Raw genomic sequence first — 15,035 nt, 5'->3', positions numbered from 1 at the left:
TTGCAGAAAGGGGGAAACGTGCCCGCGGGCCATTCAACGTGTGGGACCACTGGACTGAGAAGGTGAGCCATGAAGATCGTGACTGCAGTGATCAAGCCCCACAAGTGGGAAGAAGTCCGTGCGGCCCTCGAGGCAGTGGGCGTCACCGGGATGACCGTGAGCGAGGTCAGCGGCTACGGCCGGCAGAAGGGGCACACCGAGGTCTACCGGGGTGCCGAGTACGACGTCGCGCTGGTGCCCAAGATCCGTCTCGAGATCGTGCTCGACGACGCCAACGTCGAGGCGGTCACCGAGGCCATCGTCGGGGCCGCAGCCACGGGCCGGATCGGCGACGGCAAGGTGTGGGTCACGCCTTGCGAGGCCGTGGTCCGGGTGCGCACCGGTGACCGCGACGAGTCGGCCATCTGAGATGGGACAGCTGGGTCACAGGCCCCACTGCACGTCTGGTCGCGCGTGAGCGCAGCCGATCGCGCTGAACGGACGCGGGCTGCGGACCAGCTCTGCCTCTCGGCGTTCGAGACCGCGGGGTGCCCCGAGACGGGCGTCGCCCTGATGGCCGTGGGCGGCTACGGCCGCCAGGAGCTGGCCCCGTTCAGCGACCTCGACCTGGTCCTGGTCCACGACGACGGCCTCGAGACGGGCGACTGGGCTGCCCGGATCTGGTACCCGCTGTGGGACTCCGGCGCCAACATCGACCACTCGGTCCGCACCGTGGGCCAGGTGCTCGAGCAGGCCGCGGCGGACCTCCGGGTCGCCACCGGGCTGCTCGACGCCCGGCACCTCGCCGGCGACCCGAACCTGACCCTGCGCCTGCGCACCGCCGTGCTCACCCAGTGGCGCCGCGATGCGCGCACCCGGCTGGGGGAGCTGCAGGAGCTGGTCGCGGCGCGCGGCCGGACGAGCGGTGAGCTGGCGCACGCCTCCGTGCCCGACCTCAAGGAGTCGGTGGGCGGCCTGCGCGACGCCACGGTGCTCAAGGCGCTGGTGGCCAGCTGGCTGGTCGACGTACCGCACGGCGACCTGGAGCGCTCGCGCGTGGCGCTGCTCGACGTACGCGACGCCCTGCACACGGTGGCCGGCCGCGCGACCGACCGCGTGGCACCGGAGTACTGGGAGGAGATCGCCCCGCTGCTGGGCCTCCCCGACGCCCGCGCGGCCCAGGTGCACACCCGCGGGATCGCCCGGCGGCTGACCCACCTCTCCCGGCTGACCTGGCGCCGCGCCGAGGCGGTGCAACGGCGCCCGAGCGTGGGTGCGCGACGCCCGCGGCTGGAGCCGATCGCGCCGGGCCTGGCCGTCTCCTACGAGGAGGTAGTGCTCGACCGCGGCGCGAAACCGGCCGAGGACGTGCTGCTGCTGCTCCGCGCGGCCACGGAGGCCGCCGAGCGCGACCTGGTGCTGGCACCCACGGCGACCGCACGCCTGGTGCGGGAGAGTCCGCCCCTTCCCGACCCGTGGCCCGACGAGGCCCGCGACCTGTTCGTGCGGCTGCTCGCCTCCGGACCGGGGCTGCTCGGCGTCTGGGAGACCCTCGACGAGACCGGTGCCCTCGAGCTGATCCTCCCCGAGTGGGAGCGGGTGCGCCTGCTGCCGCACGCGTCGGTGGTGCACCGGTTCACCGTGGACCGCCACCTGGTGGAGACCTGCATCGAGGCGTCGGCGCTGATCCGTCGCGTCGCTCGTCCCGACGTGCTGATGGTGGCCGCGCTCCTGCACGACATCGGCAAGGGCCAGCTCACCGAGCACTGCGTCGCCGGAGCGCCGATCGCCCGCGAGATCGCCGAGCGGATCGGCTTCGACAGCCGCGAGGTGGAGCTGATCGGGGCGCTGGTCCGCTGGCATCTGCTGCTCCCCGAGACGGCCACCACCCGCGACCCCGACGACCCGGCCACGATCGGGCTGGTCACGGCGAAGGTCGCGGACCGGGAGGAGCTCGAGCTGCTCGCGGCCCTGACCGAGGCCGACGCACGGGCCACCTCGGAGAAGGCCTGGACCCGGTGGCGGGCCTCCCTGGTCAAGACGCTCGTACGCCGTGCCGGGGCGGTACTCGCCGACGAGCCGCTCCCCGACGACGACGCCACGGAGATCGAGATCCCCGAGAGGGTGCGTGCCGACCCCGACGCGGTCTCGGTGGTCGCGGTCGACTCGCCCGACGGTTGCCAGCTGACCGTCGTGGCGCGCGACCGGATCGGTCTGCTGGCAGACGCGGCCGCGACCCTGGCGCTGCAGAAGGTCTCGGTGCGTGCGGCCCGTGCCTGGACCCAGGACGGGTTCGGGGTCTCGGTGTGGGACGTGGCCGAGACCGGCCTCGACGACATCCTGCTCCGGCAGCGGATGGAGGCCATCGTGGACGGTCGCATCGACGCGGCCGAGCGGCTCCGCCGGGTGCGCCCGGTCAAGCTCGAGCCGTCGGTCGCCGTACGCCCCGACGCCTCGCCGCGGGCGACCGTGATCGAGGTGCGCTCAGCGGACCGCCCCGGGCTGATCCACACCGTGTGCTCCGCGCTCGCGCGGATGGAGATCTCGGTGAGGTCGGCCCACGTCTCGACGCTGGGGCCCCAGGCGGTGGACGCGTTCTACGTCCAGGAGGCCTACGCAGGGGCGCTCTCGGAGGAGCGGGCGGCCTCTGCGGCGCACGTGGTGCGACAGGCGCTGGTGGACACCTTTGCGCCGCGATGAGGGCCAGGAACGCGGTGCGGCTAACCTTGTCCTCTGGTCCTGACCACCGGCCCCTGAGGAACAACACACGTGTTCGCCACGCTTTCTGATCGTCTTTCCGACACCTTCAAGAACCTCCGCGGCAAGGGGAAGCTCTCCGAGGCCGACATCGACGCCACGGGGCGCGAGATCCGTCTTGCCCTGCTCGAGGCCGACGTCGCCCTCCCGGTGGTCAAGGAGTTCGTCGCTGCGGTCAAGGAGCGGGCCCGTGGCGCGGAGGTCAGCCAGGCGCTGAACCCGGCGCAGCAGGTCATCAAGATCGTCAACGAGGAGCTCATCTCGATCCTCGGCGGCGAGACCCGGCGGCTGCGGTTCGCCAAGACCCCGCCGACCGTGATCATGCTCGCCGGTCTCCAGGGAGCCGGAAAGACGACCCTCGCCGCCAAGCTCGCGCTGTGGCTCAAGGGCCAGGGCAAGAGCCCGATGCTCGTCGCGGCCGACCTGCAGCGCCCCAACGCGGTCAAGCAGCTCCAGGTCAACGGCGAGCGCGCGGGAGTCACCGTCTACGCCCCCGAGCCGGGCAACGGGGTCGGTGACCCGGTGTCCGTGGCCCGCAACGGTGTCGAGGAGGCGCGGCGCACCCTGCACGACGTGGTCATCGTCGACACCGCCGGCCGGCTCGGCATCGACGAGGAGCTGATGCAGCAGGCCGCGGACATCCGCGACGCGGTCACTCCCGACGAGGTGCTCTTCGTCGTCGACGCGATGATCGGCCAGGACGCCGTCCGGACGGCCCAGGCCTTCCTCGACGGAGTCGGGTACGACGCCGTCGTACTCACCAAGCTCGACGGCGACGCCCGCGGTGGCGCCGCGCTCTCGATCGCGCAGATGACCGGCAAGCCGGTGATGTTCGCCTCGAACGGCGAGAAGCTCACCGACTTCGACCTCTTCCACCCCGACCGGATGGCCGGGCGCATCCTCGACATGGGTGACCTGCTCACCCTGATCGAGCAGGCCGAGAAGACCTTCGACGCCGAGTCTGCGGCCAAGGCCGCGGCGAAGCTCCAGGGCCAGGGCGGCGAGTTCACCCTCGACGACTTCCTCGACCAGATGCAGCAGGTCCGCAAGATGGGCTCGCTGACCAAGATGCTCGGGATGCTCCCCGGGATGGGCCAGTTCCGCGACCAGCTCGAGAACTTCGACGAGCGCGAGATCGACCGGATCCAGGCGATCATCCAGTCGATGACCCCGGCCGAGCGGGCCAACCCCAAGATGATCGACGGCTCCCGCCGCGCCCGGATCGCCAAGGGCTCCGGCCGCCAGGTCTCCGACGTCAACCAGCTCGTCGACCGGTTCTTCGAGGCCCGCAAGATGATGATGCAGATGGCCCGCGGCGGCGCCCCCGGCCTTCCCGGCGCGCCCGGCATGGGCCTTGGCAAGAAGGCCAAGGGCCGGCAGGCACCCCAGGCCAAGAAGGCCAAGGGCAAGCGCGTCTCCGGCAACCCGGCCAAGCGGGCCCAGCTCGAGTCCGGCGCCGCCGAGAAGCCTGCCGCAGCCGGCAGCGCCTTCGGCCTCGAGCCCGGCCAGGAGCTCCCCGCCGATTTCGACCCCTCCCAGCTGCCGGACCTCTCGAAGTACCTGAAGTAGGGGTTGGGCCTGGGAAACCGGCTCCGGCCCTGACGCGGAGGTGAAACCGGCTCCGGCCCGGGACGGTAGTAACGTCCCCGCCATGGCTGTTCAACGTTTTCGCGGGCCGGTGCTGCCCACCGGTGAAGCTCGTGACCTGTACGTCGTCGACGGGCTGGTCACCTACGAGCCGCAGGCCGGCGCCGAGACGGTGGCCGAGGGCTGGATCGTCCCGGGACTGGTCGACGCGCACTGCCACCTCGGGCTCGACGACAACGGGGCGATCAGCGACGAGGCGACCGAGCAGCAGGCCATCGAGGACCGCGACGGTGGTGCGCTACTCATCCGCGACTGCGGCTCCGCGGCCGACACCGCCTGGATCCACGAGCGTGAGGACCTGCCGCGGCTGATCCGGGCGGGCCGGCACATCTCGCGCACCAAGCGCTACATCCGCAACTACGCCCACGAGGTCGAGCCCGACGAGCTCCCGGCGTACGTCGCCCAGGAGGCGCAGCGCGGCGACGGCTGGGTCAAGCTGGTGGGGGACTGGATCTCCCGTGACGAGGGCGACCTCGCCCCGTCGTTCCCGCCGGAGGCGTTCGCGGAGGCGATCCGGGTCGCGCACGAGCACGGCGCCAAGGTCACCGCGCACTGTTTCGGCCGGGCCGTGCTGCCCGGCCTGCTCGACGCCGGCATCGACTGCATCGAGCACGGCACCGGCCTCACCCCCGACCTGATCGACCAGATGGTCGCTGGCTCGACCGCCCTGGTGCCGACGGTGATGCAGCTGGAGAAGTTCCCCCAGTACGCCGAGGCCGGGGCCGAGAGGTTCCCGGCGTACTCCGAGACGATGACCGAGCTGCACCGTCGCCGGCGCGACACGATCATGGCCGCGCACGAGGCCGGCGTGGCGATCTACGCGGGCTCCGACGGCGGCGGCGTCTCCCGGCACGGCAACCTCTCCGGCGAGGTGGTCGCGCTCGCTGGGCTGGGGATGTCCACCGAGGAGGCGCTGGGTGCGGGGTCCTGGCGTGCGCGCGAGTGGCTCGGCCTGGACGGCTACCTGTCCGAGGGGACCACCGCGGACTTCGTGGTCTACGACCGTGACCCGCTGGAGGACGTCAGGGTGCTCGCCGAGCCGAAGCGGATCGTGCTGCGTGGCAACGTCGTCGGCTGACCCCGACCAGCTGCCCGACCCGGAGGTCGTCGCGGCTCTGCGTGCTGCCGGCTGCGTGTTCGCCGGGGAGGAGGCAGTCCTGCTCCAGGAGGCGGCCGGGTCGCCCGAGGACCTCGCCTCGACGCTCGCCCGGCGGGTCACCGGCGAGCCGCTGGAGCAGGTGCTCGGCTGGGCCGCGTTCTGCGGCCTGCGGATCAGGGTGGCGCCCGGCGTGTTCGTCCCGCGCCGGCGTACCGAGGCCCTCGTCGGCCCGGCGACCGAGGCGGCATCCCGGACGGACCGGCCGGTCGTGGTGGACCTGTGCTGCGGCACCGGGGCCCTCGCCGTGGCGATCGCGGCCCGCCTGCCCGCCGTCGAGGTCCACGCGGGTGACCTCGACCCCGCCGCGGTGGCCTGCGCCCGACTCAACGTGACGATGGGGCAGGTGCACGAGGGGGACCTGTACGGCGCGCTGCCCTCCGACCTGCGCGGGCGGATCGACGTGCTCGTGGTCAACGCCCCCTACGTCCCCACCGACGAGATCGCCCTGATGCCGCCCGAGGCGCGGCTGCACGAGCACCACGTCGCCCTCGACGGGGGCCACGACGGGCTCGACGTACACCGCCGAGTGGCCCGGGAGGCGCCCGGGTGGCTGGCTCCCGGGGGGTCGCTGCTGATCGAGACCAGCCGGCGCCAGGCGTCCGGAACCCTCGGCGCCTGCGAGCACGCGGGGCTCCGCGGGGACGTCCTGGAGCGCGAGGAGTCCACCGTCGTACGGGCGATTTCAGCCTGACGGGCGATGTCTGGCAGACTAAGGGGCTGAGCCGTACGCCGCCCGGGCCCTCTCACCCGGACAGCGCACGCCCACCGGGTTTCACCGCACCTGGCCCCACCGGGATGCGCGGACCCCATCACTACACACTCTCAAGGAGACACCACAAACGTGGCCGTCAAGATTCGTCTGAAGCGCATGGGCAAGATCCGCCAGCCGCACTACCGCGTGGTCGTCGTCGACTCCCGCAAGAAGCGGGACGGCAAGGTCATCGAGGAGATCGGCAAGTACCACCCCAAGGAGGAGCCCTCGTTCATCGAGGTGACCTCCGACCGGGCGCAGTACTGGCTCGGCGTCGGCGCGCAGCCCTCCGAGGCCGTTGCCGCGATCCTCAAGGTCACCGGTGACTGGCAGAAGTTCAAGGGCCTGCCGGGCGCCGAGGGCACCCTCCGCACCAAGGAGCCCAAGCGCGACAAGCAGGAGCTCTTCAACGAGGCCCTCAAGGACGCCGCCAACGAGCCCAAGGGCGACGCGGTGACCAAGAAAAAGACCAAGAAGATGACCGAGTCCACCACGGTCGACAAGTCCGCCGAGGCCAAGGCCGACGAGCCCGAGGCCGAGAAGACCGAGGCCCCTGCCGCCGAGGCCCCCGCAGCTGACGCGGCCGACGCCGAGAAGGCCTGACCCAGATGCTCGCCGACGCCCTGGAGCACCTGGTCCGCGGGATCGTGGAGCACCCCGACGACGTCGTCGTCGAGGACAAGCAGCTGCGCCGGGGTTCCATCCTCGAAGTACGCGTGCACCCCTCGGACCTGGGCAAGGTCATCGGGCGCGGAGGCCGCACGGCCACCGCGTTCCGCACGGTGGTCAGTTCCCTGGCCGGCCGTGGCGGGGCACGTATCGACTTCGTGGACGTCGACCGCAAGCGCTAGTCGCACAGCGTTGAGCCTCGGCCGGTTTCCCAGGTCTAGAGGTCAAACTGCCTCTTCACACACCGCGTGCGGTGTGTGAAGAGGCAGTTTGGGTTCATCACCTGGGAAACCGGCCCACCCACCCACGTCACCGAGAAGGAGCAGCAGTGGCCGAGGACTATGTCGTGGTCGGGCGGATCGGGCCCGCGCACGGGCTGAGGGGCGAGGTGTTCGTGGAGCCGCGTACCGACGAGCCGGCTCGCCGGTTCGCCGTGGGGCAGGTGCTGCGGGCCTCGAGCGGTGACCTCACGGTGGCGGGCTCGCGGACGCACAGCGGCAAGCTGGTGGTCCGGTTCGAGGAGCTCGACGGGCGCAACGCCGCCGAGGCCGCCCGGGGGCTCGAGCTCACCTGCCCGATCGACCCGGAGGAGCTGCCCGAGGACCCCGAGGAGTTCTACGACCACCAGCTGGTCGGGCTGCGGGTGGAGACGGTCGACGGAGAGGTCGTCGGCGAGCTGGATCGGGTCCAGCACGGTGCTGCCCAGGACCTGCTCGTGATCCGTGCGCCCGACCGCGAGATCCTGTTCCCGTTCGTCTCGGTGTTCGTGCCCGAGGTCGACGTCCGCGGCGGCAGGATCGTCATCGACGACCGCTCCGGAATCCTCGACGAGCTCTGACGTGCGCCTCGACGTCGTCTCGATCTTCCCCGAGTACCTCGCGCCGCTGCGGCTCTCCCTGCTCGGCAAGGCCCAGCAGAAGGGCCTGGTCGACGTGCACGTGCACGACCTGCGCGACTGGACCCACGACCGCCACCGCACCGTCGACGACACCCCCTACGGCGGGGGCGCGGGCATGGTGATGAAGCCCGAGCCGTGGGGCGCCGCCCTCGATGACCTCACCGCCGGCGGCACCCAGCGCACGATCCTGGTGGTGCCGACCCCGTCGGGGGAGCGGTTCACCCAGGCGGTCGCCGCCGAGCTCGCGGGCGCGGAGCACCTCGTGTTCGCGTGCGGGCGCTACGAGGGCATCGATCAGCGGGTGATGGACGAGGCCGCGTCGCGGATGGAGGTCCGGGAGCTCTCCATCGGCGACTACGTGCTCAACGGGGGAGAGGTGGCCGTGCTCGCGATGGTCGAGGCCGTGGCCCGGCTGCTGCCCGGCTTCATGGGCAACGCCGAGTCACTGGCCGAGGAGTCGCACACCGACGGGCTGCTGGAGTACCCCGTGTTCACCAAGCCCGCGGTCTGGCGGGGCCACGAGGTCCCCGAGGTGCTGCTCTCCGGCGACCACGCGCGGATCGCCCGCTGGCGCCACACCGAGTCCGTACGCCGCACCGCCGAGCGTCGACCCGACCTCGCCCACGCCTCGCAGGCGGTGACCGTCGACGACCTCGCTGGACAGGTCCGCCGGGCCGTGCCCGCCGACGCGGGCGAGCTGCTCACCCTGCAGCGCGCCTGCTGGGCGCAGGCGCAGCAGGCGGGCCCCGACCTCCACGAGGCGGTGCTTGCGGAGGACCTCGCCGACGTGCAGGCCTGGCTGGCGCAGTGGACCACCCTGGTGCTCCGCATCGAGGGCCGGCTCGTGGGCGCGGTCCGCGGGCGTCGTACCGGGGAGACCTGGGAGATCGGCCGATTGATGACCGCCCCCGACCTGCAGGGCCGCGGTCTCGGCCGGTTCCTGCTCTCCGCGATCGAGGACGCGGCTCCCGACGACGTGCAGGAGCTCTCGTTGCTCACCGCAGCCGGGAGCAAGCGCCACCTCCGCCTCTACCGGGCCGCCGGCTACCGCCTCCGCGGGCCGGCCCCGGAGGCGCCCGGCGCCGTACGCCTGACCAGGAGACGCGGCTAGGGACTACCCGGTCCCGATGAACCCCGCGAAGCTCACGCCGCGGAACGCCGCCAGCCGTTCGGCCTGCTCGGTGAGGTCGGGGAGCTCCGACCACGGGTCCACGGCCAGCCGCAGCTTCTTGCCCGACATCCGCGGGCGCCAGGTGCCGGCCACCTCGTGGCCGACAAGCACCGCGCCCGGGCGGCCCAGGGTGCGCCACAGGTCCTTGCGCCGGGGCGGGTCGGGCACGACCAGCTCGCGGTCACGTCCCTGCAGGAACAGGTCGAAGGGCCCGAGCAGCCGGACCACGCCGGAGACGTCCGGGGGGTCGGTGAGGGTGCTCGCGTCGGCGGTGAGGACGTCGCGCGACTCGCCCTCGACCGTCACCTCGGCCACGTCCTCGGGCCACCGCGCCTTCACGTCCGCGACAGGGGAGTCCAGGTAGCCGGCGACCTGCTGCGGGGTCGCGGGACCCAGGAGCCGCAGCACCGCCCGTACCGGATCCAGGACCGGGTCGACCGTGGGCGCCGGCCCGCGCCAGCCGGGGATGGGCTCCAGGACCGGCGGTGAGGTGTGCGGCCGCAGCTCGAGCCCGGCCCTCAGTGCCGCGAGCCGGAACGGCTGCTCGAAGAGGTGGATCGCGTCGCACGGCCGGCAGTAGCGCAGGTAGGGCTCGGGCAGGCGCTGGTTCAGCGCGCCGGACAGGTCTCCCTTCACGGTGGGAGCGGTCACCACCGCGCGCATCTCCTCGGCGATGACCTCCAGCGCGTCGAGGACCGCGATCCCGGCCTCCTTGAGCGGCTTCGCGGCGGCGTAGATCCGCTTGGCGGCATCGGCCTCAGAGACCGGTGCCACGGCGGCGGCCACCGCCGCGGCCTGTGAGCGCCGGTAGGCGTGCGGGGCGCCCCGGATCGTCCAGGCGGTGAGCAGTGCGTCCGGATCCGGGGTGAACCCGCGCAGGGCGAGGGCCCACAGCGCGCCGTCGGGACCGGTCTCCTGCACCCCGAGGTCCAGCACACGAGCCGCGGTGGAGGTCTCGCCGGTGTCCTCGCGGTCGAGCTGCTGGGCATGGATCCGGAACCGGAGGACCTGTTCGCGCGTGATCTCCATGACAATGTTCTAGCAACCCGCGCGGACCCGGTCGAGGACGATTCGCCCCCGGACCCACGCCTGTGGCAAAATCGGTCCTTGGCTCAGCGAGCCAGAACACGCGACCGGTTTCTGCCGGTCGGTGCTCACGGTCCACCTGCCACAGGGGGCGGGCCGTACGGCGTACCGCTGACCACCCGAATCAATCAACCACATCCGTGGGTGACCTGTGGCAGTCACGAGGAGACACACCATGTCGAACGTAATCGACGAGCTCAACGGCGCCCTCAAGCGCGACGACGTCCCGCACTTCCGGGCCGGCGACACCATCAAGGTCCACGTCAAGGTCGTCGAGGGCAACCGCTCGCGGCTCCAGGTCTTCCAGGGTGTCGTGCTCCGGGTCCAGGGTTCGGGCATCGGCCGCACCTTCACGGTCCGCAAGGTCTCCTTCGGTGTCGGTGTCGAGCGCACCTTCCCGCTGCACTCCCCGATCTTCGACTCGATCGAGATCGTCACCCGTGGTGACGTTCGTCGCGCGAAGCTCTACTACCTGCGCAACCTGCGCGGCAAGGCTGCCAAGATCAAGGAGCGCCGCGACTCCTGAGCGACTCGGGCCCTCTGGGCCGGTTAGGCTCTCATCGTGACGAACGTCGGCGAGACCCTGGGCCCGAGTGACCGGTCCGGCGACGAGCCCGGCGAGAAGGCGCAGAAGAAGCCGATGCCGTTGTGGCAGGAGACGATCCTGCTCCTCGGCCTCGCCCTCGTGCTGGCGATCATCATCAAGAGCTTGTTCGTCCAGGCGTTCTACATCCCCTCGCCCTCGATGGAACCGCAGTTCGTCGAGAACGACCGGATCCTGGTGCAGAAGGTGTCCTACTGGGGCAGCGCGTCACCGAGCCGCGGGGACATCGTGGTGTTCAAGGACCCGGGCGGCTGGCTCGACGGGGCCGAGACACCCGCGTCCCGGTCACCGGTGACAGGGTTCATGGAGCGGATCGGGCTCTACCCGACGGGCGGTCACCTGGTGAAGCGGGTCGTCGGCGTCGGCGGGGACCGGATCGTGTGCTGTGACTCCAAGGGCCGCATGACGGTCAACGGCCAGCCGCTGGACGAGAAGGCGTACCTACCCAAGGGGGTCGTCCCGTCCGAGGTCGAGTTCGACCGGATCGTGCCCAAGGGCCACCTGTGGATGATGGGGGACAACCGTCCCTTCTCCTACGACTCCCGTGGTCACATGGGCGGCCCCGGCGGCGGCTTCGTCGACCAGGACCTCGTCGTGGGCAAGGTGTTCTCCCTGATCTGGCCGCTCAAGCGGGGCGAGCTGATCGACCGGCCGAAGACCTTCGAGGACGTTCCCGACTCGAGATGACGAACCGATGACCACTCCTGCTCCGGGACCCGTCGGCAACCTGCCGCGCGGCTCGACCGTGCGCCGCGACGCGGGCCTGTACGGCTACGAGCGCGCACTGCGCCGTGCCGGGCTGTCCCCGGTCGCCGGGGTGGACGAGGCGGGACGCGGCGCCTGCGCCGGCCCGCTCGTCGCCGCCGCGGTGATCCTGCCCGAGGGCAGGTCCGGGCTGGTCCCGGAGCTCAACGACTCCAAGCTGCTCACCGCGAAGGCGCGCGAACGCTGCTACGAGCAGGTGCTGCGCCGGGCGCTCGCCTGGTCGGTGGTCGTCGTCGAGCCGGGGGAGTGCGACCGGCTCGGGATGCACGTCGCCAACGTCGAGGCGCTGCGGCGCTCGCTCGCGCGGCTCGACCAGCGGCCGGCGTACGTCCTCACCGACGGGTTCCCCGTCGACGGCCTCGAGGTGCCGGGCCTGGCGATGTGGAAGGGTGACCGGGTGGCCGCCTGCATCTCGGCCGCGTCAGTGATCGCCAAGGTGACCCGGGACCGGATCATGTGCCAGCTGCACGAGCGCTACCCCGCCTACGACTTCGCCACGCACAAGGGCTACTGCACCGCCGAGCACACCGAGGCGCTCGAGGAGCACGGCCCCAGCCCCGTCCACCGGATGAGGTTCGTCAACGTGCGGCGAGCCGCCGGGATCATCGACCCCCCGCCCCTCAGTCTTGAGCCCCAGCTGGAGCTGTGGGAACCAGAAGACGCCGACCTGCAGGAGGTTCTGCGATGAGCACCGAGGATCTCGAGAAGTACGAGACCGAGATGGAGCTCAACCTCTACCGCGAGTACCGCGACGTGGTGGGGATCTTCAAGTACGTCGTGGAGACGGACCGCCGCTTCTACCTGTGCAACCAGGTCGACGTGAAGGCCAGGACCGAGGTGGGCGAGGTGTTCTTCGAGGTCACCCTGACCGATGCCTGGGTCTGGGACATGTACCGGCCTGCTCGCCGGCTGGCCAAGAACGTCAAGGTGCTCACGTTCAAGGACGTCAACGTCGAGGAGCTCAGCCACAGCGAGATCGAGCCTCCCAAGGGCTGAGCCCGGGTCACTCGATCAGGCGGACCGGGTCGCCCTCGACGCGGGCGGACCACGTGGTGGTGTCGCTGACACCGCTCGGGAAGGCCACCTGGAGCCGGAACCAGCAGCCACCGGTCGCGGTGGACGTGCAGTTGTACGACGGCGGGATCGGGACCCGGATCGTCTGTGACTTCCCGTTGTAGTTGCTGCCCACGCCGGTCAGCTGGCAGCTGGTGAGCGTCCCGTTGTAGACGCCGGCGCCGGTGCAGCCGACCAGCGGCGTGGGCAGGTTCGAGTCGGTGGGCGGCAGGATCTTGATCGAGCCGGCGCTCTCGGCGTCACCCACGTCGAAGAACTTGATCAGCAGGGTCTTGCTCGCGGCCGCGGGGATCACCCGGACCAGGTTGAACTCGGTGGTGCCGCCCGCGAGGTTCGCGTAGATGCCCATGTTCTCCCAGGCGGCGATCGACACCGCGGCCTTGTTGGGACCGGTCACCCGGAGGGCGAACCGGTTGTTGCCGTCGCCCTTGACGTTGTTGTTGTCGTCCATCTGGTTGTAGGTCTGCGCGAAGCCGGAGTACCCGCCGGCACCGTCGGCCGAGCCGCCCAGCGCGACGTTCGTGCGTACCTGCAGGTAGTGGTCGCCGACCTGGGTGGGGGTGAAGGTGCAGAAGTTCACCCACTGGTGGAAGACCTTGGCGAGCTCGTCGGTGTAGGAGCCGTTCGACTGGTTGTTGTCCCTGGTCCGGCGGAGCTTCGTGGTGGTGTTGTCGTTCTCCTTGTAGCCCTTGTACTGCTTCACGCAGCCGGTGACCGGGGTGCCGTTGACCGGACGGTAGGTGTCGGTGGGGCGCCGGAGGACGAACGAGGTGATGGGAGCCTCGGCGTTGTCGTTGCTGAGGACGTCGCCGGTGCAGAAGAGGCCCGCGGTCTTGGCGTAGCGGGCGTTGCCGTCGTTGGTGTAGCTGTTCATGTTGTCGCGCAGCTTGGTGCCCGTTGGGTTGTCGGTCTGCTTGGTGGCGACCTCGCACTTGTCCCCGGTCTCGACGAAGGCCGGGTCGTAGATCTGGATCGAGACCGGCTTGTTCACGGCCGCGGCGCCGACGCGTACGAGGTAGAAGTAGCCGAGCGGGTCGAACTCGTCGTTGGAGGTTCCGGTGCAGCCGGAGTTCCCACTGCTGCACTTGCGCGTCATCAGCCCGTCGCCGTTCGCCTTCGGCGTCTCGGGGCCGGCGACCGCACCCCAGAACTTCGGTGTGGTGCTGCACGGGGCGCCGCCGACAGGTACGACGAGCTGGCTCCCCGTGCCCAGTGTCTCCGCGGCTCCGGCCTTGGGCTCGTTGCCGAAGGTGTTGCACGGGCTGCCCATGGGGGCGGGGCCGTTGTAGTCGGCCAGTGCCGAGCGCGTGATGGTGGTGGTGCCGATCCCGAACGCCGCCGCGAAGCTGTTCGTGATCGTGCTGGACACGGTCACCTTCAGCTGGGTCGGCTTCGCGCCGAGCCCGATGGCGACCCTGGACAGTCCCGAGTCGGGGTAGCCGTTGCGCGCGGAGACGGCCTTCGCGGCGTCCCCCGCCTCGGGCAGGTCGTCGGGGAGGAAGGTCACCCCGGCCATGGCGGCGGCGTCGGCGGCGTTCTGCACCCGTTCGATCTCGACGTACATCCGCGCGACGTCCACCGAGAGGGCGCACAACGGCAGCATCACCGCGGCAGCGAACACCGCGACCAGGATGACGGCGTACCCGCTCTCGTCCCTGGCCCCGCGCCGGAACGGCCACCGCGTGCTCATGCGTGCTTGTTGGGTAGGCACTGCTCGTTGGGCAGTGGTTCGAACTGCATGACGCTGCGCTCGTTCAGCGCGACACCGCTGCCGAAGAACCCGGTCATCCACGCGTGGTTGGCGCGCATGGCGATCCCCACGGCGCTGCGGTTGGGGTCGTTGACGCAGGCGTTGACCGTGGTCTTCGTGTTCCAGCTGCCGCCCCCGAACCGGAACTTGTCCAGGTTCTTGTCCCAGACGTAGCGCACGCAGTTGGTGGTGCAGGTGAGGGTCTTGTTCGAGGCCGGCAACGGGAACCCGTGCACGTTGGCGTCGTAGATCATCACCCACTCGATGCTGTCCTTGGGCATCGCGGAGCCGGCTCGCGCGATCGCGTCGGCGGCGGCCTGGGCCAGCGCCGGCGCGGTGGCAGGCGTGCACGGCGGCGGGTTCGTGCTCGCGACGCAGGTGCCGGGACCGGCGTTGGCCGAGACCGAGGCGATGCGGGCCCCGGTCCGGACCGAGCTGTTGACCGACACGGCGTCACGCATCAGCAGCGACATCTCGATGATCCCGAAGAGCAGGATGCACAGGAACGGGGTGATCAGGGCAGCCTCGACGGCCACGGCACCGCGCTGGTCGCGCCTGCGTCGCACCCACATGGTCCACACCTGTCCTCACGCATCGCAGGCAAGGCAGTTCCGCCCATGTCGTGGATGCTGGACCATTGTGGCGAAAGCGACCGGTCAATGGGGACGAATCGGGAAAACCTGTCTGCGGAGACCTGGCTTGGGGTTCCGCGCGGCGGAGCGGGA

Annotated in this window: 16 protein-coding genes; 13 read left to right on the top strand and 3 right to left on the bottom strand. The window is 70.9% G+C overall.

Going from position 1 to position 15,035, the window contains the following annotated elements:
* The first annotated feature begins 69 nt into the window (after window positions 1-69).
* The 9 genes from AC4BGC_RS12145 to trmD all read left to right on the top strand — a co-directional run bounded on the left by AC4BGC_RS12145 (window position 70) and on the right by trmD (window position 8,971).
* Window positions 70-408 carry a P-II family nitrogen regulator gene (locus tag AC4BGC_RS12145; protein ID WP_490555988.1) on the top strand — a complete coding sequence of 113 codons (339 nt, stop codon included), beginning with the start codon at window positions 70-72 and terminating at the stop codon, window positions 406-408.
* A 45-nt stretch (window positions 409-453) separates the two neighbouring features.
* A complete protein-coding gene (locus AC4BGC_RS12140; protein ID WP_490548201.1) occupies window positions 454-2,679 on the top strand; it encodes a [protein-PII] uridylyltransferase in 2,226 nt (741 codons plus the stop codon).
* 69 nt (window positions 2,680-2,748) lie between these two features.
* Window positions 2,749-4,305 (top strand): signal recognition particle protein, encoded by a 1,557-nt coding sequence (ffh, locus tag AC4BGC_RS12135; RefSeq protein WP_490548202.1) that lies wholly within the window; start codon window positions 2,749-2,751, stop codon window positions 4,303-4,305.
* Window positions 4,306-4,387: 82 nt separating this feature from the next.
* Window positions 4,388-5,461, top strand: coding sequence for an amidohydrolase family protein (locus AC4BGC_RS12130; protein ID WP_490555986.1), 1,074 nt, complete (start codon window positions 4,388-4,390; stop codon window positions 5,459-5,461).
* The gene (locus tag AC4BGC_RS12125; RefSeq protein ID WP_490555985.1) at window positions 5,442-6,233 is read left to right on the top strand and encodes a putative protein N(5)-glutamine methyltransferase; all 792 of its coding nucleotides are present in this window, start codon (window positions 5,442-5,444) and stop codon (window positions 6,231-6,233) included. Before AC4BGC_RS12130 ends, AC4BGC_RS12125 begins: the two co-directional genes overlap by 20 nt.
* Window positions 6,234-6,383: 150 nt before the next feature.
* Window positions 6,384-6,896: a 30S ribosomal protein S16 gene (gene rpsP, locus AC4BGC_RS12120; RefSeq protein ID WP_490555981.1), complete on the top strand. Its 513-nt coding sequence runs from the start codon at window positions 6,384-6,386 to the stop codon at window positions 6,894-6,896.
* Window positions 6,897-6,901: 5 nt separating this feature from the next.
* The gene (locus AC4BGC_RS12115; protein ID WP_490548206.1) at window positions 6,902-7,144 is read left to right on the top strand and encodes an RNA-binding protein; all 243 of its coding nucleotides are present in this window, start codon (window positions 6,902-6,904) and stop codon (window positions 7,142-7,144) included.
* A gap of 146 nt (window positions 7,145-7,290) precedes the next feature.
* Window positions 7,291-7,800: a ribosome maturation factor RimM gene (gene rimM / locus AC4BGC_RS12110; protein WP_490548207.1), complete on the top strand. Its 510-nt coding sequence runs from the start codon at window positions 7,291-7,293 to the stop codon at window positions 7,798-7,800.
* A 1-nt stretch (window position 7,801) separates the two neighbouring features.
* Complete coding sequence (gene trmD / locus AC4BGC_RS12105; protein WP_490555977.1) at window positions 7,802-8,971, top strand: tRNA (guanosine(37)-N1)-methyltransferase TrmD; 1,170 nt, start codon at window positions 7,802-7,804, stop codon at window positions 8,969-8,971.
* A 3-nt stretch (window positions 8,972-8,974) separates the two neighbouring features.
* Here trmD and AC4BGC_RS12100 read toward each other — a convergent pair whose 3' ends face one another.
* Window positions 8,975-10,060, bottom strand: coding sequence for a DNA glycosylase AlkZ-like family protein (locus AC4BGC_RS12100; protein ID WP_490555975.1), 1,086 nt, complete (start codon window positions 10,058-10,060; stop codon window positions 8,975-8,977).
* Window positions 10,061-10,292: 232 nt separating this feature from the next.
* Here AC4BGC_RS12100 and rplS point away from each other — a divergent pair, with 232 nt between their 5' ends.
* The 4 genes from rplS to AC4BGC_RS12080 are packed head-to-tail and all read left to right on the top strand — an operon-like array spanning window position 10,293 to window position 12,482.
* A complete protein-coding gene (gene rplS, locus AC4BGC_RS12095) occupies window positions 10,293-10,643 on the top strand; it encodes a 50S ribosomal protein L19 (RefSeq protein ID WP_490548210.1) in 351 nt (116 codons plus the stop codon).
* A gap of 36 nt (window positions 10,644-10,679) precedes the next feature.
* Complete coding sequence (gene lepB, locus AC4BGC_RS12090; RefSeq protein ID WP_490555973.1) at window positions 10,680-11,408, top strand: signal peptidase I; 729 nt, start codon at window positions 10,680-10,682, stop codon at window positions 11,406-11,408.
* 7 nt (window positions 11,409-11,415) lie between these two features.
* The gene (locus tag AC4BGC_RS12085; RefSeq protein WP_490555972.1) at window positions 11,416-12,174 is read left to right on the top strand and encodes a ribonuclease HII; all 759 of its coding nucleotides are present in this window, start codon (window positions 11,416-11,418) and stop codon (window positions 12,172-12,174) included.
* Window positions 12,171-12,482 (top strand): DUF2469 domain-containing protein, encoded by a 312-nt coding sequence (locus tag AC4BGC_RS12080; RefSeq protein WP_490548213.1) that lies wholly within the window; start codon window positions 12,171-12,173, stop codon window positions 12,480-12,482. Before AC4BGC_RS12085 ends, AC4BGC_RS12080 begins: the two co-directional genes overlap by 4 nt.
* A gap of 7 nt (window positions 12,483-12,489) precedes the next feature.
* Here AC4BGC_RS12080 and AC4BGC_RS12075 read toward each other — a convergent pair whose 3' ends face one another.
* Both AC4BGC_RS12075 and AC4BGC_RS12070 read right to left on the bottom strand, forming a co-directional pair.
* Complete coding sequence (locus AC4BGC_RS12075; protein ID WP_490555971.1) at window positions 12,490-14,250, bottom strand: pilus assembly protein TadG-related protein; 1,761 nt, start codon at window positions 14,248-14,250, stop codon at window positions 12,490-12,492.
* The gene (locus tag AC4BGC_RS12070; protein ID WP_490548215.1) at window positions 14,247-14,882 is read right to left on the bottom strand and encodes a TadE/TadG family type IV pilus assembly protein; all 636 of its coding nucleotides are present in this window, start codon (window positions 14,880-14,882) and stop codon (window positions 14,247-14,249) included. The genes AC4BGC_RS12075 and AC4BGC_RS12070 overlap by 4 nt, the downstream gene beginning before the upstream one ends.
* Between the last annotated feature and the right edge of the window lie 153 nt (window positions 14,883-15,035).

This window comes from Nocardioides sp. Z38_18 (assembly GCF_058215695.1).
Note: the sequence above shows the minus strand (reverse complement) of the source record. Positions and strands in the feature narration are given on the sequence as shown.